General features: G+C 53.5%; 20 protein-coding genes and 1 pseudogene. 8 read left to right on the plus strand and 13 right to left on the minus strand.

The annotated features are described in order from the left end of the window. Positions 1-25: 25 nt before the first annotated feature. Positions 26-652 carry a hypothetical protein gene (locus AC13E3_RS01255; protein WP_482901619.1) on the minus strand — a complete coding sequence of 209 codons (627 nt, stop codon included), beginning with the start codon at positions 650-652 and terminating at the stop codon, positions 26-28. A 175-nt stretch (positions 653-827) separates the two neighbouring features. Between AC13E3_RS01255 and AC13E3_RS01260 the strand changes: the two genes are divergently transcribed. Next, positions 828-1,070 carry a hypothetical protein gene (locus AC13E3_RS01260; RefSeq protein ID WP_482901620.1) on the plus strand — a complete coding sequence of 81 codons (243 nt, stop codon included), beginning with the start codon at positions 828-830 and terminating at the stop codon, positions 1,068-1,070. A gap of 8 nt (positions 1,071-1,078) precedes the next feature. On the opposite strand, the gene AC13E3_RS01265 is transcribed toward AC13E3_RS01260, so the two are convergent. The 3 genes from AC13E3_RS01265 to AC13E3_RS01275 form a co-directional block, all read right to left on the minus strand. Continuing rightward, entirely contained in the window at positions 1,079-1,807 is a 729-nt protein-coding gene (locus AC13E3_RS01265) for a hypothetical protein (protein ID WP_482901621.1), read from the minus strand. 127 nt (positions 1,808-1,934) lie between these two features. Continuing rightward, positions 1,935-2,207 carry a hypothetical protein gene (locus AC13E3_RS01270; protein ID WP_482901622.1) on the minus strand — a complete coding sequence of 91 codons (273 nt, stop codon included), beginning with the start codon at positions 2,205-2,207 and terminating at the stop codon, positions 1,935-1,937. Between the two features lie 197 nt (positions 2,208-2,404). Then, entirely contained in the window at positions 2,405-3,580 is a 1,176-nt protein-coding gene (locus AC13E3_RS01275; protein WP_482901623.1) for an RNA-guided endonuclease InsQ/TnpB family protein, read from the minus strand. 492 nt (positions 3,581-4,072) lie between these two features. Here AC13E3_RS01275 and AC13E3_RS01280 point away from each other — a divergent pair, with 492 nt between their 5' ends. Continuing rightward, a complete protein-coding gene (locus AC13E3_RS01280) occupies positions 4,073-6,718 on the plus strand; it encodes a PD-(D/E)XK nuclease family protein (protein WP_482901624.1) in 2,646 nt (881 codons plus the stop codon). 243 nt (positions 6,719-6,961) lie between these two features. Then, positions 6,962-8,008: a thioredoxin fold domain-containing protein gene (locus AC13E3_RS01285; protein WP_482901625.1), complete on the plus strand. Its 1,047-nt coding sequence runs from the start codon at positions 6,962-6,964 to the stop codon at positions 8,006-8,008. A 119-nt stretch (positions 8,009-8,127) separates the two neighbouring features. Here the strand turns inward: AC13E3_RS01285 and AC13E3_RS01290 are convergent, their stop codons facing one another. Next, on the minus strand, positions 8,128-8,814 hold the full coding sequence (locus tag AC13E3_RS01290) for a hypothetical protein (protein ID WP_482901626.1): 687 nt from the start codon (positions 8,812-8,814) through the stop codon (positions 8,128-8,130). Positions 8,815-9,154: 340 nt separating this feature from the next. Here AC13E3_RS01290 and AC13E3_RS01295 point away from each other — a divergent pair, with 340 nt between their 5' ends. Together AC13E3_RS01295 and AC13E3_RS01300 are read left to right on the plus strand one after the other, a co-directional pair. Beyond that, the gene (locus AC13E3_RS01295; RefSeq protein WP_482901627.1) at positions 9,155-10,321 is read left to right on the plus strand and encodes a hypothetical protein; all 1,167 of its coding nucleotides are present in this window, start codon (positions 9,155-9,157) and stop codon (positions 10,319-10,321) included. Between the two features lie 289 nt (positions 10,322-10,610). Further along, positions 10,611-12,629 (plus strand): hypothetical protein, encoded by a 2,019-nt coding sequence (locus AC13E3_RS01300; RefSeq protein WP_482901628.1) that lies wholly within the window; start codon positions 10,611-10,613, stop codon positions 12,627-12,629. 38 nt (positions 12,630-12,667) lie between these two features. On the opposite strand, the gene AC13E3_RS01305 is transcribed toward AC13E3_RS01300, so the two are convergent. From AC13E3_RS01305 to AC13E3_RS01325, 5 genes are all read right to left on the minus strand, one after another. Further along, a complete protein-coding gene (locus AC13E3_RS01305; RefSeq protein WP_136630998.1) occupies positions 12,668-13,537 on the minus strand; it encodes a hypothetical protein in 870 nt (289 codons plus the stop codon). A gap of 102 nt (positions 13,538-13,639) precedes the next feature. Then, positions 13,640-14,161: a hypothetical protein gene (locus AC13E3_RS01310; protein WP_136630999.1), complete on the minus strand. Its 522-nt coding sequence runs from the start codon at positions 14,159-14,161 to the stop codon at positions 13,640-13,642. A 99-nt stretch (positions 14,162-14,260) separates the two neighbouring features. Then, complete coding sequence (locus AC13E3_RS01315; RefSeq protein WP_482901629.1) at positions 14,261-14,758, minus strand: PH domain-containing protein; 498 nt, start codon at positions 14,756-14,758, stop codon at positions 14,261-14,263. A 41-nt stretch (positions 14,759-14,799) separates the two neighbouring features. Continuing rightward, a complete protein-coding gene (locus AC13E3_RS01320; protein ID WP_482901630.1) occupies positions 14,800-15,468 on the minus strand; it encodes a hypothetical protein in 669 nt (222 codons plus the stop codon). Continuing rightward, positions 15,468-15,986, minus strand: a complete 519-nt coding sequence (locus AC13E3_RS01325) for a hypothetical protein (protein WP_482901631.1) — start codon at positions 15,984-15,986, stop codon at positions 15,468-15,470. The genes AC13E3_RS01320 and AC13E3_RS01325 overlap by 1 nt, the downstream gene beginning before the upstream one ends. Before the next feature lie 548 nt (positions 15,987-16,534). On the opposite strand from AC13E3_RS01325, the gene AC13E3_RS01330 reads away from it, so the two are divergent. The 3 genes from AC13E3_RS01330 (at position 16,535) to AC13E3_RS01340 (ending at position 18,680) form a co-directional block, all read left to right on the plus strand. Further along, complete coding sequence (locus AC13E3_RS01330; protein ID WP_136631003.1) at positions 16,535-16,726, plus strand: hypothetical protein; 192 nt, start codon at positions 16,535-16,537, stop codon at positions 16,724-16,726. A 54-nt stretch (positions 16,727-16,780) separates the two neighbouring features. Beyond that, positions 16,781-18,133, plus strand: coding sequence for a hypothetical protein (locus AC13E3_RS01335; protein ID WP_482901632.1), 1,353 nt, complete (start codon positions 16,781-16,783; stop codon positions 18,131-18,133). A 181-nt stretch (positions 18,134-18,314) separates the two neighbouring features. After that, entirely contained in the window at positions 18,315-18,680 is a 366-nt protein-coding gene (locus AC13E3_RS01340) for a hypothetical protein (protein ID WP_482901633.1), read from the plus strand. A 122-nt stretch (positions 18,681-18,802) separates the two neighbouring features. Here the strand turns inward: AC13E3_RS01340 and AC13E3_RS01345 are convergent, their stop codons facing one another. The 3 genes and pseudogenes from AC13E3_RS01345 to AC13E3_RS01355 all read right to left on the minus strand — a co-directional run. Then, positions 18,803-19,129: a DUF551 domain-containing protein gene (locus AC13E3_RS01345; protein WP_405417569.1), complete on the minus strand. Its 327-nt coding sequence runs from the start codon at positions 19,127-19,129 to the stop codon at positions 18,803-18,805. A 36-nt stretch (positions 19,130-19,165) separates the two neighbouring features. Further along, the gene (locus tag AC13E3_RS01350) at positions 19,166-19,723 is read right to left on the minus strand and encodes a recombinase family protein (protein ID WP_405417566.1); all 558 of its coding nucleotides are present in this window, start codon (positions 19,721-19,723) and stop codon (positions 19,166-19,168) included. A 289-nt stretch (positions 19,724-20,012) separates the two neighbouring features. After that, positions 20,013-20,128 (minus strand): annotated as a pseudogene (locus AC13E3_RS01355) (MerR family transcriptional regulator); the annotation flags it as partial.

The following is a 20,128-nucleotide window of genomic DNA, read 5'->3' on the forward strand; positions in this document are numbered from 1 at the left end:
TACGAAGATTAAACTACCAGTTTGGTTATGCCATCCGTGTATCGATTTCCGCGATGACGCGGCAGGGAGCCCGGCTGACGGTGTGAGGTGACAGGGTTTCTTCGCCTGGATAGGGCGATTGGTACCAGACGCTGCCATCGGGCTGAGTTTCCCGAGTCAGGGGTGTGAATCCATGAATGTGTACCACATCCCGCTCCGGCCGCAGGAAGAACATCGAGAACGGGTAGGCCATAGGGAAGTCAGAAATCTCCTCCACCCAGTCCTGAACATTGAAGGGGATATCCAGGGCCTGAAAAGGGTTCCGCTGATGGGTGGTGGCGATATCTACCGGGCCGGACAGAAAAACATGAGTCGTGGAAAGAATGCCGATTTCCCCGCAATAAGCGACCAATTCGGCGCTTGTACCCACAAGAAAGCGTCGTGGATCGCCGCCCTCAGAAACAGACGCATCCCCCGGGTACTGGGTAACGAGCTGAGTCATGATCAGGTTGAGGCTGGCGGGCGCCCAGGGGTTATTATGGATCTTTGGGTCAAGCCAGCTACCGTCTTCGTTGAGCAACTGATAAACCATTGGGGCCCGGGGAATACCGGTCAGATTGTTCCAGAAAAAGCGTTGGGGGTTGTAGTCGGTTTCGAGGACAGTGGATCTCATGCGGGATCGTACCAGTGTGAGTTTCGCAGAGTCTATTAATCAATGACGATTTGATAATAGATAACGGCTGTTTGTTCAATTTTTCTGAATGACAATATTATATTATCAAAAATGAAAAGTCTTGCGGAAAATGCCAGCCAAGGGGCAGGTCCACGCGGAAACTCAGGAGATTTTGATGCTCGATGATTTAAGTTCGATCTGGTACACCAAGGACTCAGAGGGCCGAATCACCTACACGAAATCAGGCCGAGAGGTATACGGCCCTCTCTTTGAGGCGATCGGAATTAATATCGAAGAGGTCACCACACCGGAACAGCACGAAGAGGCAGTTGCTGCCACCGTCAGAGAAAAAATGAAAAACGCACCGGAATCGGTGAAAAAAGACTATGAGAAATTGAAAAAAAGGCGGAAAAACTGAAAAAGCGTTTATCCCGCCTTGGCGGACTCTTTTTCGAACCAGAGCGCAATTTCGCTTTCGGTCGCATCCTTGTCACTCTGGCCCAGTCTATATTTCTGCGCCGCACGCTTTGAGGCCAATTGGGCACGCTGCTCTCTGAAAACGGGCTCCAATGCCTCAACAGGGATCAGGTCTGCCAATTCATTGCCTGCCTTTTCGTTCAAATAGCGCCGTAACTCTTTGAAGCGCTCCGGGGCTGGCGGATTGGCCAGCATCCGGTCAATGTCTTCCTGCAGGATCTCATGTTCCTCGCCCCAGAAAAGCACCGCCTCGCGCCAGGCTGTCGAATAGCTCTGGTTAAAAAACGTGAAAAGCTTGTTGCTCCCTCGGTCATCACCCTTGTAGGTAACCAGAAAGCCCGGCTCGAACCGGGGTTCAGAACAGCCTGGCCGACCATTATCTCGGCGAATCTGAAGGGTAAGGGCGTGTACGCCGAGCGCTCTTTCGGGAGCAAGGTTCGGGTGGTTCGTCGTCACGAAAGTCTGGTACTGATGGAGGGCCGATTCTGCCAGCAGCTCTGCCTCACGGATCTGCGCCTGAAGATGAGCCCGTTTATAGACAAAATCGGACTCGTCCTGGACTTTCGCCTCTTTGGTCGAAAACCACGACTGACGATGTTTCTTGTCTAAGGCGACAACCACGCGGAAACCAACGAACCCGCTGGACAGATCGCCCGGGCCGTAATGATGGATCGACAAATCTAACTCCCGAAGTGGAAAGCAGTAAAACTACACACGCTACACACGCTACACACGAAAGTCTATCAAAAAAGAATCACCAATCAAGGTGTATGGGAAGGGCCCCGCGTCAGGCGGGGCGGGAAGCTCAGAAAAGCCGCTCTGCAAACCAGCCGAATTCCTCCTCGGTGAGTGCGGCGCCCACAGACCGTGCCAACCCCCGGGCAATCTCAAAGTAATCGCCCTGGACCGAATCGTCCGGAATCTCCGCGACTTGAAGCGCGTTCATATCGCTACAGGCGATCGCCTCCCCGCATGCCGCAATCAGGATCGTCCTGCCAGATTCCCGGTACCCGCACATAACCGCGGTGTTATCCGCAATGAACTGTCGAACCATACCCAGTGGTGAACTGAACTGCATTGTTAGCTCCTACTTCATGCCAATAAATAAAGGCCGATCACCTCGCGCAATCGGCAGGAGTTATTTTCAGGGATGAAAAGCCATCGAAAGGTCAGAGTGGCTGCTAAAAATTGGTACCGTTCTGTGAGACCTATTCAAACCTGATCCTCAGGCTTATTGCTCACTTCTGCTTTCACCGATGCTGGTTGCCTTGGCTGCTAAGCAGCCAGGGCAGAGCCGTCATCTCCGGCAGCGTACATTCCGGCTGAACGAGCCGTACTGAATTTTTCCAGATTCCTGCTGGCGTTGTAGTCGCGGCATTCTTGTTGACCGCAGGCCCCGCATTGGTAAACGCGGTCCTTCAGCGTCAGATCCGGATTGTGACTCCCGCACTCAGAGCAAAGCTTGCTGGATGGATACCACCGATCCGCAACGGTGAGCACGCCGCCCCGCCAGTCCATCTTGTAAGTCATCTGCCGGCGGAACTCGAACAACCCAACATCGGCAATGTGTCGAGCAAGCTTGCCGTTCGACATCATGCCTCTGACGTTGAGATCCTCGATCACGACTTCGGCAAAGTTTGTCGCTAGGTAGCTGGTTAGTTGGTGAAGCGTGTTCGCCCGGATATCGGCGATCCGCTTGTGCAACCGGGCGATGCGGTTCTTCAGCTTTCGATAACCGCCACTGCCCTTCACCTTCTTGGCAAGCCGCCTCTGGTACCGCGCCAGCTTCCGTAGCGCTTGTTGCAGTGGTTTTGGGGATTTCCATTCCCGAACATCTCCCTGAGACATCGTTGCCAATGCCTTGATACCGAGGTCTACGCCGCACCGTGCTTGGCTTTTGCTTGGGAGCGAGCAAACTTCGACTTTCAGGGAAAAGGACACAAACCATTTATCAGCCTGGCGGCTGATGGTCATGCTGTTGATGTGACCACCGTACTTGATGGGTTCCGCCATGCGGACCCATCCAAGGTTCGGCACTTTGACCCGGCAACCTTCCACTTTCACCAGGTCTCCGCCCACGTAGAACGAATCCGACGCTTTGCCTTTTTTCTTGAAGCGCGGACGGCGCTTCTTCAGATGTTGGGGCTTGGAAGATTTCAGATCCTTCATCCAGTCGGAGAAGGCCCGCTGAAGCGAAATGAACGGTTGCTGGCTGGCATACTTGGTCACTTCGTACAACCAGGGAAACTCGGATTTCTTCAGGGCATTGAATTGGCGCTTTAGCGCCATACCCGAAGGGCGATCCCCATTTCCGTCTTTGTGTATGGCGTATTGCCGATCCCATTCCGCCAACGCCCAGTTCCAGGTGAATCGTGAAATTCCACTGGCTTTGGCGAAGTAGGTTCGCTGCTTGTTGTTGGGCAGCAGTTGAGTTTTGAAGGCAACATTCATAACTCAATAATACTGTTTATTTGTACAGTATCAAGCAACCATTTTGCGATTCTTGTGGGAACGCTTTCCATAGAGTCTGGCCGAGAACAATGGAAAGGGGTGCGTGGATAACCTTCCTCATTTTGGAAACCTCCAAATGATTAGGTTTAGCCAACTTTTTCTAACCTAGCCACTAACCCACTCGGGTTTTTGGCTGGAGACTTTTGTGCAGACGAAAAAAGCCGGCGGGAGCGCCGGCGAAGAAAAACCAATACAGGAGAATTACAAGCTAAACGTGACACACTTAAATCAATGAAACCTCATTGACAACTTGAAGATATAATAATGTAGCCATCCCGTCAAGTATGAAACGAGAATTTTGTGAGCATGAGATGAACCCTGATTCCAACAATAGGTAACCCTCCAAGAGCAAAAGGCATTATCAATACAGCTTGCCGGATGTTTAAAGTTAATGTATCATTTGGGTTAGGTTAGGAATTAGGAGAGAACACCATGTCGATTTCACTGTTTGATATTTCGGGGTACGCCGACAAGCTGGAGAAGGGGAGTCTGATCCTCACGCCCAACAGGCGTATCCGGGCCAAGATGCTGCAAAGCTTCGCCCAGCGCAAAAGCACCTCCACCTCTGCATGGAACACGCCCAACGTGCATTCACTGGAAGGTTGGGTGCAGTCGCAGTTCGAAGAGGCCGTCTATCAGAGTCTCGAGTCCGAGCAGCCAACCACTACATTGTCTGGCGATCAGGAGATCTCTATCTGGGAGCAGGTGATTTCCGCCACACAGGCCCAGTCCGGCATCCTGAGCCCCCGGGCCGCAGCCGAACAAGCTGCCAAGGCCTATAAGACCATGTGCCTGTGGCAGGAAGAAGTGGACGCCCAGACCTTCAAGGATACCGAGGCCACCGAAGCCTTTGCCGGCTGGGTCCAGAACTTCGAGTCTGTGTGCCACCTGTTGAATGTTCTCCCGGCAGCCCAGGTTCCGTCCGTACTGCTGGAATCCTATGAGCAGGGGCTGCTCAACCCGGTAGACGAAATCACTCTGGTTGGCTTTGATGATGTCCCGCCCGTATACGAGGCGATCTTTGCGCTGGCGGCTAAGAGCCAGGTTCGCGAAGAAGTACGCCCGGTACCGGAAGGTAAAGCATCCTTGGTAGCTGCCCGTGATGAACGTGACGAAGTGCGTCTTGCCGCCATGTGGGCTCAGAGCATTGTCAGCCAGGGCGAGAAGACCGTAGGCATCATTGTTCCGGATCTCGGTCAACGCCGGGATGAAGTGCATCGCGTGTTCTCAGAAGTACTGGATCCGCATCATCTGCGTGTCGACGTGAACGATTACGCCCCAGTGTTCAACATCTCGGCCGGTCAGCCTCTGTTCACTCAGCCGCTGGTGGCGGCCGCCATGGATGTGCTGGCCCTGAACCGCCAGGATGTGGACGCCGATACCATTAAGCGGGTCATGCTCTCGCCTCTGATTGGGGGTGGTGTTCACGAGTCAAAACAACGCGCAAGGGTCTGGAGGAAGCTCTCTGAGGCACGCGCACGCAAGCTCAAGCGCAGTGAATGGCTGAAAGGCTTAGCCGACTGCGAAGGTCTCAAAGATGGGTTGGTAGCGGCGCTGCACGCCATTCCGGAACCCGACAGCGTGAAGTTGCCCAGCGAATGGGCCAAAGACATCGGTGACCAGCTCGAGGCCATCGGCTGGCCCGGTGATATCGGCCTGAACTCCATCGAATATCAGGTCGTGCGGGCATTTCACCGGGTTCTGCATGAGCTGGCGGGCAATGACGCGGTGCTCGAAAGCATCCCGATGTCCAAGGCCATCTCCGTGCTGGGCCGTCTGGTTCGCACCACGCCGTTCCAACCGGAAACCAAGGATTCACCGGTGCAGATTCTCGGCGCCCTGGAAGGTGCTGGCCTGAATTTCGATTATGTCTGGGTCATGGGTATGCGTGACGATCGCTGGCCGGCGTCACCGACTCCGACGCCGTTTATCCCTGTGATGCTGCAGCGGGCAAGGAATATGCCCAACGCCTCACCAGAGCGGGAATTGCAGTTCGCCCGGTCGCTGACCGATCGCTACAGCCAGGCTGGCTATCAGGTGATCTTCAGCTACCCACAAAGCGATCGAGACAACGAGCTTTCGCCGTCCTCTCTGGTTGCCCGGCACCCGCAGGTGGATCGCACAGCGGTCATCGAAGGCTATACCTCCAACGGTGATTTCTGGTCCTCCGGTACCGGTGGCAAGCTGGTCACTGAAATGGAAACCAATGCACCACCACAGTTGCCGAACATGAAAGGGGGCGTTGGCCTGTTCAAGGATTACGCGCTGTGTCCGTTCCGTGGCTTCTCCAAGCACCGGCTTGGCATCAAACCGCTGGAAGAACCAGAAGAGGGAATTAGTCATAGCATTCGCGGTCAGTTGAGCCACGGCATGATGTATTTCATCTGGAAAGAGCTCAAAGATCAGAAGACATTGCTCGAACTGATGGAGCGCCCAGACGACCTGCAGGAACTCCTGGAGCGTACGGCCGAGCACGCGGTTGAAAACTACGAGCGGGCCGACCTGCTCTCCAGTGCCGTAAAGCGCCTCGAGCGTCGCCGACTGTGCCTGATGGCCCTGAACTGGCTGAACATCGATGCTAAGCGGGCGCCTTTCTCGGTTGTTGAAATGGAAGAGGCCACCGATGTCGACGTCCATGGCGTCACTGTGACTATCAAACGCGACCGTGTGGATCTGGTCGACGGCGGCGGGGAAGTCGTTATCGACTACAAAGAGAACGCGCCAAGCTTGTCTGGCTGGAATCCGGATACCCTCTATGAGCCTCAGGTGCCCATTGGAGCCCTGACTCGGAAGTCCGGAAACCCCGTGACCGGTGTTGCACTGGGTGCCCTGAATCGGGATAAAGCCTCTCTGTTCGGGTATGTTTCTCACAGTGGAGACGAAAACGCCCTACGGACAGTGACCCCTCAGGACATGGACGACATGAAGGAGGGGTGGAACGAATCCCTCAAGGAAATCAGCGGGAAGATCCTGGCCGGTTCCGTGGCCATTGATCCGGTCGACCAGAACAAGGCCTGTAACACATGCGAACTGAAGGCATTCTGTCGTAACGGACTCAAATCCAGCATTGCCGCCTAATGGAGAGAGCGAATGAATGAGGACAAGGGAAAGCTATCGAGAGTGGATGTGGGGTTGGTGATTGTTGTCATCACCCTGGCCGCCACGATGGCGTTCGGTCTCTGGTTCTGCAAGGGAGGCGGGTGTTAGAAGAATCAGCCCACGAAAGGTTTGAGGTGGAAGCGGGATCAGGGAAGGTTCCGACCAGCCTGAGCGCATACACCAACGAACATTACGCATAGGTAGAGAAGGGTAGAACTAAGTATGAACGTTAGTGAAATTCCGGGAAGAGATATAGTTATAGGCTTGATAGTTGGCTTAGCTACGGCAGCTCTTATTTATTTCTTGGTTCAATGGCAGTCACCTGACCCGCAGATTTACAAGGACGCCAAAAGCTCGGCTGAGGCTGTTGATATCAAGAGTGATGAAGCGCTCGAAAAGGCCGCCTTCGATAAAGTGCGTATCGTTGAGCCTCAGCTCACTCTGAACCAGGTACGCGCCAGTGATCTGTATCCGGGCCTTGTAGAGGTCTATCACGATGGAAAGCTCCGCTACGTTCTGGGTGATCTCGTAATTCGCGGTGAGCTGATCGATATTGAGACGGGTGAGAACCTGACTCAGAAGACGGTGAAGGCTCTGAGAGCATTGCAGGGTACGTCTGGGGGTGATTCTTCCAGCGTTGCCACTGCACAGCCTTCAGAGCGGCCCAAGGTTGCTCAGCAATCTCCTGCTCCAGTCCAGCAGACAGCCCCGAGCAGCTCTGGTTCTGAGTCATCGCCAGGGCTGCTGCAGCAGGATACGCAACGTCTGAATGTCGCTCTGGCGATTCTGGCCAACGATATCATCCCGGATGAAATGACCGTGGTATACCCGGCGCAAGGCGAGGAAACGCACCAATTAACAGTGTTTAGCGATATCACCTGTCCTGTGTGCAAGAGAAATCACGAGGATTACGACGATTTCCAGGCTCAAGGGGTCACCATTCGAGCTGCATTGTTCCCACGGCGCGGTATGGAGGCGCCAGAGGCCGAAGTGATGAGCAAAGTCCTGTGTGCCCCGACCATGGAAGAGCGTCGGACGCTGCTTGATCGGGCCTATACCGGTGACAGCCTGGCGGATGCGCCGATGTGTGAAAATGATTATTTGCAGAATATTCGAGATATTGCCGTCGCTCAGGAGAACGGGCTGGCGGTGACAAGTACGCCAACACTGATGGCGGCCAATGGCCTTCGTGTTGATGGCTACCCACGAGAAAACCCGGTTTCGACCATCATGCGTATGTTGGAAGAACGGGGAACTGTGAGGAACTGACTATGTTTACTTTTCTGATTGCTGGAGCTGTGGTCCTGGGGATCGCAGCTATCTGGATTGGGGTAGGGGCTTTGCGGAAGTCTGCCAATCGACCGCAGATTAAACTGCAGCCGTTGCCGTTAAAGAATCTGCCGAAGAAGTAACTTTATTCGGTACTTCAGGGGCAGCGTCAGGTCGTTGTCATCGGCCTGGGCGCTGCTGTTGATGTGTCCGAGCAACTGGGTACGGATTCTCTTCGGCAGCCACCGGTCAATCCGCTCAATGCTGTCCACTTCCATGGTTGATAGAAGGGCAAGGGTGTGGTCCCCAGCTGACAGGTCCGGATTGTAGTCCCGGAAACATTCCTCTATCCACTTTGCTTCCCGCCGTGACAGCCCGCGCATACCGATAGAAATGCTGATGGCAAGATTGTAATCGCCCGAATGGTCGACTTCTTCGGAACTATTAACCGTGCTATCTTCTTGTGTAGCTTCTGATGGCATGCTGACGGGTGAAATGCCGATCTGTGCGTCCCAAATGCGATGACAAATATCCTCAATGGACAAGCGGTCGGGGTCGTCACATTCGTAAAGCTCAATATCGATCTGGCGACGAATTTCCGCAGCGATATGGCGGAATTCTGAGATGGAAGGTTCCTGATTGCCTTCGTTCAGCTCTTTGACCTTTTGCCACAGACGCTCGTTGTAACGGATGTTTGCGAGGTCATGGATGTTGTGAATATCAACATCCTGAAGGAAGTCGGGCATCGGATGACGCAGCTGCTGGTAGTAGGCGTTTAGCTGCGGATTGATAGTTTTCGTCGCCATAGTAGAAATATCATTTTCGGGTGAGCTAATAAGTTAACTTATGTAAACTGACAAGTCAAAAGGAATTCCCGGTCCTAAGGGTATCCCCTAAGCCCGCACTGGGAGCGAGATTGGAGGGTGTGACGGTAAATTAAGAATTTACGAAAGAAAATAAAAAACCCTACGAGGCAAGTTTTAACTGTAGTAAACTATGCTTGAATATTAAGAAAACCTGAAATCTAAAACTATAATTCCTCGGGAGAGCGAGAAATAAAATCGAGGCACAGAAAAAAATTCCGAGCCGTGGCAAAGGACAAAAAAAGAAGTAACGCCGCGAGCCGCTAATTAAGAGTAGGATCGAATGACTGGAACATTTTCGCCAATCGAAACCGAGCTGGAGCAGTTGCTCGACCGTACGGAAGGCATTGACGAAACAACCAAAGAAGTGATGCTTCGCCACAACGGGTTTAACTGCAAACCCCGCGAGAAACTGGAAGATATCGCGAAAGATTTCGGCGTCACTAAAGAGGCTGTTCGCCAACGGTCGATCAAAGGCCTCGATCGCATCAATGATCTGATCAGAACTGATGACAGCGCCTTTGAATCATTGAAGTCGGCCGTATACGCGGGGCACTTCCTGGAAGCCTGCGCTCCCTGCAGCGAAGAGGATGCTCAGCACATCCTGTATATGGAAGGATGCACCGACAAGAAAGACATCGACATCGAAGCTTTGCTCTATATGCTGGAGCAACTGACGGTGCAGGTAGGCGTGGAAGTCATTAAAGAGGGAAAGCGTCGTTTCGTCGTTAAAACGTCCAGCCCTAACGTGGTCAAAGACATCGTGAAAAAAGCCCGGGAAGAAGTCACAACCCTGGGTGCCAGTACGGTCAACAAGATCACACAAGAAGTCGCCATCGGCCACAAGCTGGCCTCAAACCAGACTCGGTTGGTAGTGGCGGCTCTTGAGGCTCAGTCAGACTTCGTGTGGCTGACCGGCGCTGATGATGAACGTGGTAACGGTTTCTTCCTTTTGAAGAAGGCCGGACGCAATCCTGTTGAGCTTCGCTTGCGCCGTATTTTCTCTGTCCGGAAGAAGTGCAACATGCGTTGGCTGCACTCCAAGATTGCCCGCTCGCGCAAGGCCATGAAGAACGAAGTGGATATTCCGCCCGAAGCCATTGCTCAGATCGGTGTGGAAAAAGGCATTTGCAAGCCGACGAAGAACCCAGAGATCTTCGAGCGTGCAATCAAGCTTGATCCAAAGCAGACCATGAAAGTCAGTATGGAATACCGCATCTGGGAGTTCCTGAAAAAGAATCCAGAATCCCGGGACAGCGATATCATGGCCGCTATCAAAGAGCGGGAAACTGACCGGTACAACATTCGGAGCAAGCTGAACTTCTCGGTGGTCATTCAGCGGGTATCCCACGGTGTGTACTCAGCTGTCACTGACGACTTCCCGCCTCTGCACGAGGTCAGGGCTGTTGGCGGTGAGGGTGCTGAAGAAGAAGTCGCAGCGGCCGGCTAACCAATCGCTTCAGTACGTTTCAGGGGGTTGTCGCCAAGGCAACCCCTTTTTCTTTGTATCCATCCCTCTTTGCTCGAAAACCCGCCTGCGGATTTCGGGAAGTGGACTTTAAGCTCTCCCTGGGCGAGTATATATCTGTCATTGCGGTGACAGGGCATACAGAACCAGCCCGAGTTCCCTCGACTCGAATTTCTGACTTGTAGACACTGATCGCCACGGCTTGTTGAGCACGCATCCCTATTCTCAGCGCAGTGGTTTAAGCGGGGGCCAATACTGCGAGGAGAATTCTATGCTGATTCACTCCAAGAGTGACTTCAATGCACTCGTAAAAGCCATCCGAGAGGATGTCGTCGCTACTTACGGCAATAGCATTAAACTAAGCTCCGTACGAGAAATTGTCGCCAGGGCCCTTAACCACAGATCTTCCAATGGCCTCATCGCTTCACTGCCCCAGCCTTTAATCCCCGAATTTGACGTCAAACTCAGCCAACTACTGAGTGAAGAGCACCGCATTGAATACGCAAAGCCACTGTGCTTTCTGCCATGGCCAAAAGGAACAGAATTTACGGCCGATGAACTTCAAATCCTGCTCTCTGATTCCTCTGCCCTCCAGAAGATCCGATCTCTGGAAGAGCGATTTCAAGTGCCTGAGCGACATTACGATGAACCAGCCAGCCTGTTCCGAAACTACGACAATAAAACTCTAGTTAAATTGTCTCCTGATGGGAAAGGTGGATGGATTGCCCCTTATGATTCATTTGCGCACCTGCAAAGGCTAGCGGATGGGCGCTTGGGGCTGAGTAACATCTACCATGAGCATTTGGAAGCTGAAGCGACAGCCCGGAAAGCTGTAGAAGAAAAGGCTGTCTCTCCTGAAGTTATTGCTCTGTTTAGCAACCAATACGCTCATATCGAATCCGCTCTGAACGATAGCGGGCTCCCGGAGATCATCCCGAACATTATCCGCAGTGCTGTGAGTCGAGATCTCTATAACGAGGCTGGCGAGTTCGTTGATATAACCCCGTGGCTGAGCTCATCCGTCAGAGAATTCATGAGGCGCCCCCTTAAAAACCGCATCAATTTTTCTGTCATCCCATCTCCATGGCTTAGCCCCGAAGACAACCGCATGGTCCAGGCACCCGAGACAATCTGGAAGTCGGTTTCTGATGAAGCATTCCATGGAGTAGAGCGAGTTATTAAAAAGCTTTTCGAAGATCCCGAATTCTCATCCACTCTAAAGCAGTTGGTATTTGAAGGGCGCTTCGATTCCGTGCCTGAAGAAGTTACAGGCCCAGCTTTGCTTTGCATTTACAGAATGCCCAGCGTTCAATTAACCCTGGAGAAGATGGTTGAAGCCTGGCTGTTGAAGCAAGAGTTCTGGAACGATCCTCTCGAAATGCTGTTTGAACCAAGGCCAATCGAACCTATCCCATCGCTTAACTCTTCATTGCGGGCAGCAGAGCGCCACAATGCCGTTATCCAGGTCTCCGAATCACTGAGGATTAATCGGGTGAGTTTTGGTAAAGGTGTTCTTGAAGACATGTATGAGGACGAAGAGGTTGAGCACACCTGCTTTATAGAGGACGTGAGTGGGGCAGATTACGAAGCCGAGCTCAAGGTACAGAGGGAGGAAGCCTGGGAGGCTCATTCAAAACCCTTGCTTGCGGAGTTTGAGGAGAGCATTCCTGAGCGTCGGGAGGAGTACCGCCAGTGGGTTACGGAGGAAGGTATAGCATGGAGTAAGGATGAAGAGGAATCGGATTTAAAAGAGCAGCGTGACGAACTGGTAAATGAACTGAAAGAGGGGTTTGGTGAAGAGTGGATGGCAGAGAGGTATGGCGCTCCGATCTTATATCCATTCGGTCTGCACTATGTCACCGTTGATACCTGTGGGAGAAAGCATACCCTCGGTGGGGTCTACCTCAATAATGAAAACGAATTCCCCATTGATGGATATTTTGACTTGTTCGACGTGATATCTGACGAAATGACCTCTTTCTATTATGCCCTTTGCGAGTGTGAAGAGACCTTAACCGTTCCGATTGATGCAGCGTTTCTTGTAGAGAGTCTTTACTACGAGTCAGTCGAAGAGTTGCGGGAGATGCTTCAAGCCCTTTCTGATACGTTCACGAATCGAGGTGATTGCAAAGTTATCGTATTAGAGAAGGACGGGATTCGCGGCGTTGCCCCGGGTGGGCAGGCAAAAAGTTGCAAGAAGCTCAGGGAGGTCTATAACGCCCGGGTGCACGAATTTATGAGTGAAGCGAGTGCTTTAGGATTTAAAGTGGGGGTGCTCAGCGAGCGTTAAACACGTTGAGAATGCTCCCAGAAAGCCTGGGAGCGTGTTCAACCGATATAACGATGGACGTGGATGCTTGGCAGGAAAGGCGTTGGATCAATCCGCCGATCCTTTCTCTCTTTGCGCTCAACTCTCTCTTCTAGGCGAACTGCACTGGGCAGCTTGATAGCGGGAGCCCAGTCGGGGGTTTGAGACGTCACATAAAAAGGCATAACGCTACGGAGCTTCATGTGCCGCCGGCGCCCGGTATTGGGATCCTTCGGGAACGAAACGTTGGCCAGAATGCGCATGTTCGAGGTCTCGAAGACGTAGGCCAGTGGTTCCGATCGGGGAACACGGCGTAACGCATCAAGCTGCACCTGGATGTGCATCTGCGTGGTGTCGAACTCCTCGAGTAGCTCCATGCATTCTTCAACACTGCGCTTACCCACATCGATCTTCTGCTCAATGGATAGGCGTACACTCTCCGGTCGCTCTCCACTGAGGCCTTTCACCGGCCGTTTGATCTTGTAGTAATGAATGCGGGTAAGGCCGGCGGCAGCCTTTATGGACTCGAGCGAATATTTTGGATGCCCTTTGAGGTCATCAAGGACAGCAATCAGATCGGCCTTGGTTCGGTTAAGGTATTCAAATGAGGTCTGGGTTTTGGTGGAAACCACGATGACGCCGAAAGCATGGTTTGAACGCTTGGGATCATCGCCTTCCTCTCGCTCACAGTCAGTGTAAAGCTGAGATGCCAATTCGTGCGGGTTCGCCGGTTCCCCATCTTCATCAAGTGCCATGCCCTGATAACCGGCCCTTTCATCGTCGACAAGATTTTTGCGAACGGCACCCCGAGCCATCTGGTATTCACGCCAGGCAGCTTGCAACGGTTCAATCAGTTCGCTGGGAACGCCTTCGGAAGTCTTGTCGGACATGGGTAAGCACCATTAGAGTACACCTTGCAAGGTTACCTCTGCGGAGATCAGTTTTCAAGTCAATGTGTGCTGTTGTGGCGGGTAGGCCGCAGGCGTCCCAGATTAGAGACGCTTGTTGTGATTGATATGCAGGTTCACCAGGCCTTCCTTTCCTTCAAGAACCTGGATAATGCGCAAGGGGTTGAGCGGTACCGGGATGCCGTTTTCGAAATAGGTCAGCTGGTACCGGGATGGGTGATAGAACGAGTTTTTCTCGCTTTGAATCAGTTTGAGATGGCTGTGCAGAGCCTGGATGTCCTTCTGAAGCGCTTTGCCTTCCTCAGTGTCTGGCGGACAGAGTTCTTCGACTTTGGCTCGCAAGTTGGCCAGACGCTCCGTAATTGAAAAGTCCTGTTGGTTCTTCCACAGAAACAGCTCTTTGGCGAGGGAGTGCTTGTTCTCCTGATAACTGGAAATGATATAAAGAAGGTGTTGGGTCAAGTCTTCGTAATCAGCACACGTATCCAGATCCGGGGACCACGTTGCCTGAGCCAATTCCAGAAAGAATCGTTTGGCATCCGTCAGCGACAGCTCTCTGGTCCGATTGGAACCCGGCCTCGCCACATCATAGGGCATCTCACTCATAACCCGTCCGTGAATTCAGTGTTGTAGAAAAACAAATCGACATGCGAATTATGATAAAACAAAAACATCTCACAGGCAATCTGCGGCAACGTCTCAGTGTTATTGTGCCCTGGCTGTACGGCAATCATTCACGAGAACTTCCAGTTCATTCTGGTTGCGCAGGGGAAAGGTGGGAAGGTTGATGCCGGAGGCCGGCGCCACCAGCAATCGACCATAGCCCAGCAGGCGCCCCAGCAGAGTCTCGCTGGTCCCGGTGCTTTCAATGTCCGAATGGTCAAGCTTTGAGAGCTGGCGGGCAATACCTTGCTGAACGATCACGCAATGGTTGGTCACCATCAAGTAGCTGGTGTAATAGGTAATCCCGCGCATCGTGGCCAGGCCGAGCATCTGCAGAGCGAGTAGGCCGAAGAAAAAGACAATCAGCCCGGTAATGAAATTTCGAGATCCGCCGGAGACCGCCTCAAAGATTACGTATCCGCAGACGATCGTGATCGATAGATAGAAGAGGCAGGCAATCAGAACAATCGGGTGGGGTCGTGTCAGCCAGAGCCGTTTGGCGCCTTTTTCGTAGGGCTCAAGCAGTGGTGGGGTTTTCAATGTTCCTCCGAACCGGTTTTGCCGGGAGTTAGCGATAGCTCTTAGTAATTTGCGGTGTCAGCGACGGAGGGTAACGTTGCCAGAGTGTGAAGCCGGAAATCCAGTCTCGTCAGGATATCCCGGTAAACATCCGGCCACCGCTGGGCGTTGAGCCCGGTCTCCTGGCCCTGGTTGTACAATTTACGAAGCCGGCGAAAACCGATCAGACTCTCATACCGGTATTCGCACCAGGTATTGGTGCCTGGGAAGGCCCTGTAAAATAGCCAGCCTGATTTCTTAATGGCTTCAAATCGCTTGTTGGGTGTGAGGGCCAGTAAGATTTGCGGAGGCTGAATCGCGGGAAGGTCAACTCCATCGCGTATGGTTGCGCACCGGTGAAACTGGTCCATGGTAATGTCGAGTAACCAGCAGGTGCCGTCGCGCAGTTGAGCCAGGTTGCAGACGTGGCCACCAAGATCACCTTTTGCGGCATCGCGCTCGAAACAATCAAGGTAGCGAGGCGGTTGGCCGGTGGCGGCCCAGCGAACATCGCCGGACCAGAACGTGTTTGTAATGCCCTGACGGGCCAGAAGGGCGCGGGTGAGGGCGGCCCGGTACACACAACTGCGACCGTGAATGGCACTCAGGCGTGGGTCATCCCGATATTCCTCAAGCACCTGGTTGATGCTCGAGGCGATGGTCATAATGACGTCCAGCTCGTGCGCACTCACTATCCATGTGCCTCCGCAGGTTGCGGCTCGCCGGGGTTGGCAACCATCAAGGCATAGTCCGGGTTCCGAACCGGCAGGCCAATCAGGTGATGGCCGTTCGGGTCATCGATCCTTATCAACCCGTAGTTTAGCCGATTGCCCAGCCAGGAGTAGCGAAGGTCATGAACGTGGCAGCTGGTTCGGGGGTAGGCCCGGACGATGCCGGCGGCGCCGGAGAGCGTGGCGATGTACTGATCGGAAATCATCAGGACGCTGTGCCGGTAATGGACAATGTGCCGCAGGCCGGTGGTCAGCGCGTCCACCGCCAGGGCGCCGGCGCCGACGCAAAACAGCGTCTTGAGCCCGGACATAAAGACGGTGTTTTGATCGGTGAAGGCGGTGGCCACGGCGAACACGCCAAGGGCGACACCCCAGAGACTGAACCCCAGTCCGCGGGCCAGCTCGATCGGGTGCGGCCGGGCCAGCAGTCTCGGGGTTCCATTTTTGGGAAAAGGTTCCAATTGCACCGGTGTTTGCACCAGCCGCTCCTGTTGTCTTGAAGTTAAAGTTATCTTATCGCCAACCTCACACCAATACAACTGACCTGGCGCCCCGCGCCGCCCACCACGGTCGAGCCGCACTCTCCCCTTATAATTTACCCCCCAACCAGCACCGGTGCGCCCCGTTCCCCAGCCGGCGAAGCCGTTGCCTTACCGAAAGTGGGGCAGGGCCCGCGCCGCGCCGCGCAAAAATAATTTAGTGTTGACTAACATACGGTGCCGATGTTGTAGGCAGGTTCGAATCACCAGAGAAAACGAAGGTAAGTTGCCACCAAATTTCTCAGGACGAAAGGACCCCTCCTGGTTATCGGTTTGGACTCTCAACTGGCAGGCTGGCGTGAGATCGGCGTTCGCTCTGGTTGGGGGGTAAATTATTGCTTGATGCTTGACCGTGTGTTCTAATTGTTCTCATAGATATGGCGGTCGGCCGGTAGTGAGGTGGTCATTTTCACGGTGAAAACCGGGGCCGGGAACTGGTATTGAGTCGACCTTTTGGTATTGGACCGGCGCGGCCGGGGAGGATGAACATGGTCAGATCACTGCGGATTTTGTGGCTCACATTGGCCGGCGCCGGCGTGCTGGGTGCGCTGCTGGGGTTTTCCGATGGCTACGTGCTGATCGTGTTCGCATTCATCGGCGCGATCGCCGATGCCATGCCGATTCCGGATTCACCGAGCTCGCAGGCCCTGAATGAAAAAGGGCCGTCCGCACACCCTTAACCCCTGAACGGCCACCCGGATTTACGAACGAATCGCATGACAAGGAATCGCTACATGATGAAGAAAACACGACTGACCGCCGCTTTGTGTCTCGGCTCGCTAGCTCTCGCCGGGTGCTCAAGCACACCGACTGCCACCGGCACCACTGGCCTTGCCGACCATGACCAGGCACCCATCTACGGGTACCTGACACAGGCCGGCCAAGGCTACGAGTTCACCCGCTTCACTCTGGATCGCGACGATATCCGATCTGACCTACCGTGGGTAAGGCTCAATGACTTTGATCCGATGTGGAACACCAACGCACCTGAGTCCTGCGGCGAATCCGCCACGATGCGTCCCAGCTGGTGTGAGCAGGACAATCCGGCCCTGTTCATGGAAGCGGAAGTTGATGGCAGCGCTCTGGGCGGCACGGCCGCCGTTGCCACCCTGACCATGGGCCTGTCGCTGCTCGGCGGGTTGCCGATGGAGCCGACCTTCCAGGAAGGTGATTTTCAGGATGCCGTGGACGATGCCAAGGGCAAGATTCCGAATTTCGATGCGACCATGCGCCAGATCCAGCAGAAACTGAACGTCTCAGAGTCTCAGGCGTTCAAGGATTACCAGGCGCAGCCAATGCCCAAAGTGAAGCTTAATGCGATTGACCAGATGCCGCGGCTCAACAATGGCGAAAGCCTGCTCGATGCCCTGAGCGACGTCTACGTCAGCAGCTTTCCGGAAGTGACCGTCAAAGCCAAACCGGCGACGGCCGTACTGGGGAATCTCGGCGAATTCCAGTCACTCAAGCAGCTGCACGATCGCTTGCCGTCCCCGGGCGAAGCCATCTTTACCTACAGCGCCGAATGCGACTTCACCAACAGTATCTTGCGGATGGATTTCAATTGCCCAAGCGACATACCGGCTCATTTGGATGAAGTCACCGTGGATTTCTTCGTCATGGGCGCCAGGGTGCCAGAAAGCACGTTCCCGGTAATCGAGAAGAAAATCGGCCTTGGCCTGACCCTGAAACACGACCCGACCAACCTGAACCCCTGGGTGATTCACAACCACAGTGAACTCCCCGCCGCACTGCAGTCCATGACCGTTAAGCTGGGCTATCGGGAAGCTACGATCGATTTGCGGTCACAAGGGGTTGTTATGCCTGGGCAGGAGACTGAATTTGAGATCGATCAGGGCAGTTACGACAAGATCCTCAGAGGTTTGCGCTACTCGGAAATGAACAATGACAAGCGGGTTCCGTGGACGGTCATTGTCCGGTTCATTCCCCAAGGCTTCAACGAGTACCAGTTAGCGGTATTCGAAGGATCCAACACAACGAAGGAACTGGTTGAGCAGGCAGTAGCGGTTCACAAGATGAAAAGAGTCAACGCCAGCAAGACTCTGAATGCACGTCTGAGTTCGAAGTGATGCTGCAGCGGGTGGCAGCCCCACCCGCACCAATCTAAAATCACACCCCCACAAGACAGCGAGAGAAAGACCCATGAAAATACGGTATGTCCTGCTTATGATTGCAGGTCTCCTCTTAACCGGTTGTCTTGACAGTCAATCCAAGCAACCCAGTGAAGAATTCATCAGCCAGGCTCTGCAGGTGAACGCCCCATCTGCGTTGGAAGTACTTCGCTGGAAGCCCGGCGAGGAAGTATCTGAGCAAAGCTTCTTGAAGACTGTTCAATGGCGAGCCGGGAAGGGCAGTCTGAAAAGTCAGGATCTCTATGTTGTCGAACTGTATGGCACCCTGGAGTTCACCATGGACTACGGGGAATATGTGTTCACCAAGGAAGGGGAAGAAGGGGAGAACGCATACTGGGCTCGCCGGTCCTTTGGCAAATTCAGCAAAGGCGACGTTATCCAAAAAACGGGAACGCTCGAATTCCGCCGGCATAACGATGGCTGGCAAGTCGTAGAAAAACAACCGGTGGTGATTCCAAAGGAAATCGTCAGCATTCGGGGCTAATAAGAGTCTGTGCCCCAGCAATGACGTCTGTGAGGTCAATATGGACTAGCGGGGGCATTTGAACAGAAACTTACGGTTTCGCCCTCGCGGATCCACCTCAAACCGTAAATTCCTGTGCAAAATCACTCTGGTCGTTTTACCTCTGAATAATCCCCTTCAAATATGCATTCGAAAATCGAAGGAACTTCGGTTTCGATACTTCCAAGGAGATTGCCTGGCCTGGACGCGACTGTTGAGCCAGCATAGTGCTCAGCAATAGGTAAATGCCCAGTGTCCGGTACCGGCATCCACCCAATGATGGCAACACCCTCAGGAATGTTGAACCATTCGCCATCCGCAGCGTAAACATCCGCAATGCCGCTGTTACCACGTCCTGGCCAGTGCCCCAGATACAAGGCAATGACAACCTCCATATCCTCCGGCATTTCTTCTTTGCAATTAATCCACATATTGATTACTCGTCACTTTCGAGGGTTCTTCCACCATCAACTTTTAGCAGCTTCGATGTATTTGTAGAGTGTGGGCTTTGAAATCCCCATCATTTCGCAGATCTGATCCACGGTGTGTTTCTTTTCATCGTAAAGCTTCACGGCCAAGGCCTGCTTATCTTTGTTGAGCGACTTAGGTCTACCGCCTTTTCGTCCTCGCGCTCGCGCTGCCTGGAGTCCCGCCTGTGTGCGCTCACGGATCAGGTTCCGTTCAAATTCGGCCAGCGCTCCGAATATATGGAAAATTAGCTTTCCGGAGCTGGATGAGGTGTCGATGGCTTCTTGGAGGCTCTTCAAGCCGATTCCCTTGGATTCAAGCAATGTCACCATCTCAATCAGGTCTTTGAGTGACCGGCTCAGGCGGTCCAGTCGCCAGACCACTATGGTGTCACCCGCTCTAGCGTACTGCAAAGCTTGGTGTAGCCCTGGGCGTTCCGCTTTGGCACCGCTGAGTTGATCCTCGAAGATTTGCTCACACCCAGCCTGATCGAGGGCGTCTCGTTGCAGGTTGAGGTTTTGATCGTCAGTCGATACTCGTGCATAACCAACCAGCATGTGCTTTTCACTCTCCAGGCAAACTTTACAGATTTGGGGGTTCTTCCGCCGGGCCAAAAAAGTTGGCGGTTATCGCAGCTACCCGGTCATCGCTCGAAAAAAGTTAATTTACTCGTAATTCTAGGCTGTATATTAACATTGAAATATTAACCGAGTATATTAACTTGGGATATACTGCAAATCCGTTGTCTTTTGTCATTTTCAGAAGGTGACTGCACGGAATATCAAGAGTCGGCTGCACAGTCTTTTCTGATCTGTGGTCGTCTCAGAAAACGGAAAATAAAGCACGCTAAGCTGTGGAAGCCCCTGCCAAGCTCGTTCCACCTTGCAACGACGCAATCAGCGGACACGAAACATTCCCCTGCCGCGAATGGCAGGCGCACACCAGGTCAGACAGCACAGCCT

The sequence above is a fragment of the Marinobacter sp. L-80 genome, from assembly GCF_056859395.1.

Coding starts and splice junctions, on each gene's coding strand:
- AC13E3_RS01345 (WP_405417569.1), bottom strand. CDS start 19,129: ATGTGGATTAATTGCAAAGAAGAAATGCCGGAGGATATGGAGGTTGTC.
- AC13E3_RS01270 (WP_482901622.1), bottom strand. CDS start 2,207: ATGCAGTTCAGTTCACCACTGGGTATGGTTCGACAGTTCATTGCGGAT.
- AC13E3_RS01310 (WP_136630999.1), bottom strand. CDS start 14,161: ATGAGTGAGATGCCCTATGATGTGGCGAGGCCGGGTTCCAATCGGACC.
- AC13E3_RS01350 (WP_405417566.1), bottom strand. CDS start 19,723: ATGCTGGTTGGTTATGCACGAGTATCGACTGACGATCAAAACCTCAAC.
- AC13E3_RS01260 (WP_482901620.1), top strand. CDS start 828: ATGCTCGATGATTTAAGTTCGATCTGGTACACCAAGGACTCAGAGGGC.
- AC13E3_RS01285 (WP_482901625.1), top strand. CDS start 6,962: ATGAACGTTAGTGAAATTCCGGGAAGAGATATAGTTATAGGCTTGATA.
- AC13E3_RS01335 (WP_482901632.1), top strand. CDS start 16,781: ATGATGAAGAAAACACGACTGACCGCCGCTTTGTGTCTCGGCTCGCTA.
- AC13E3_RS01275 (WP_482901623.1), bottom strand. CDS start 3,580: ATGAATGTTGCCTTCAAAACTCAACTGCTGCCCAACAACAAGCAGCGA.
- AC13E3_RS01255 (WP_482901619.1), bottom strand. CDS start 652: ATGAGATCCACTGTCCTCGAAACCGACTACAACCCCCAACGCTTTTTC.
- AC13E3_RS01295 (WP_482901627.1), top strand. CDS start 9,155: ATGACTGGAACATTTTCGCCAATCGAAACCGAGCTGGAGCAGTTGCTC.
- AC13E3_RS01330 (WP_136631003.1), top strand. CDS start 16,535: ATGGTCAGATCACTGCGGATTTTGTGGCTCACATTGGCCGGCGCCGGC.
- AC13E3_RS01300 (WP_482901628.1), top strand. CDS start 10,611: ATGCTGATTCACTCCAAGAGTGACTTCAATGCACTCGTAAAAGCCATC.
- AC13E3_RS01280 (WP_482901624.1), top strand. CDS start 4,073: ATGTCGATTTCACTGTTTGATATTTCGGGGTACGCCGACAAGCTGGAG.
- AC13E3_RS01305 (WP_136630998.1), bottom strand. CDS start 13,537: ATGTCCGACAAGACTTCCGAAGGCGTTCCCAGCGAACTGATTGAACCG.
- AC13E3_RS01290 (WP_482901626.1), bottom strand. CDS start 8,814: ATGGCGACGAAAACTATCAATCCGCAGCTAAACGCCTACTACCAGCAG.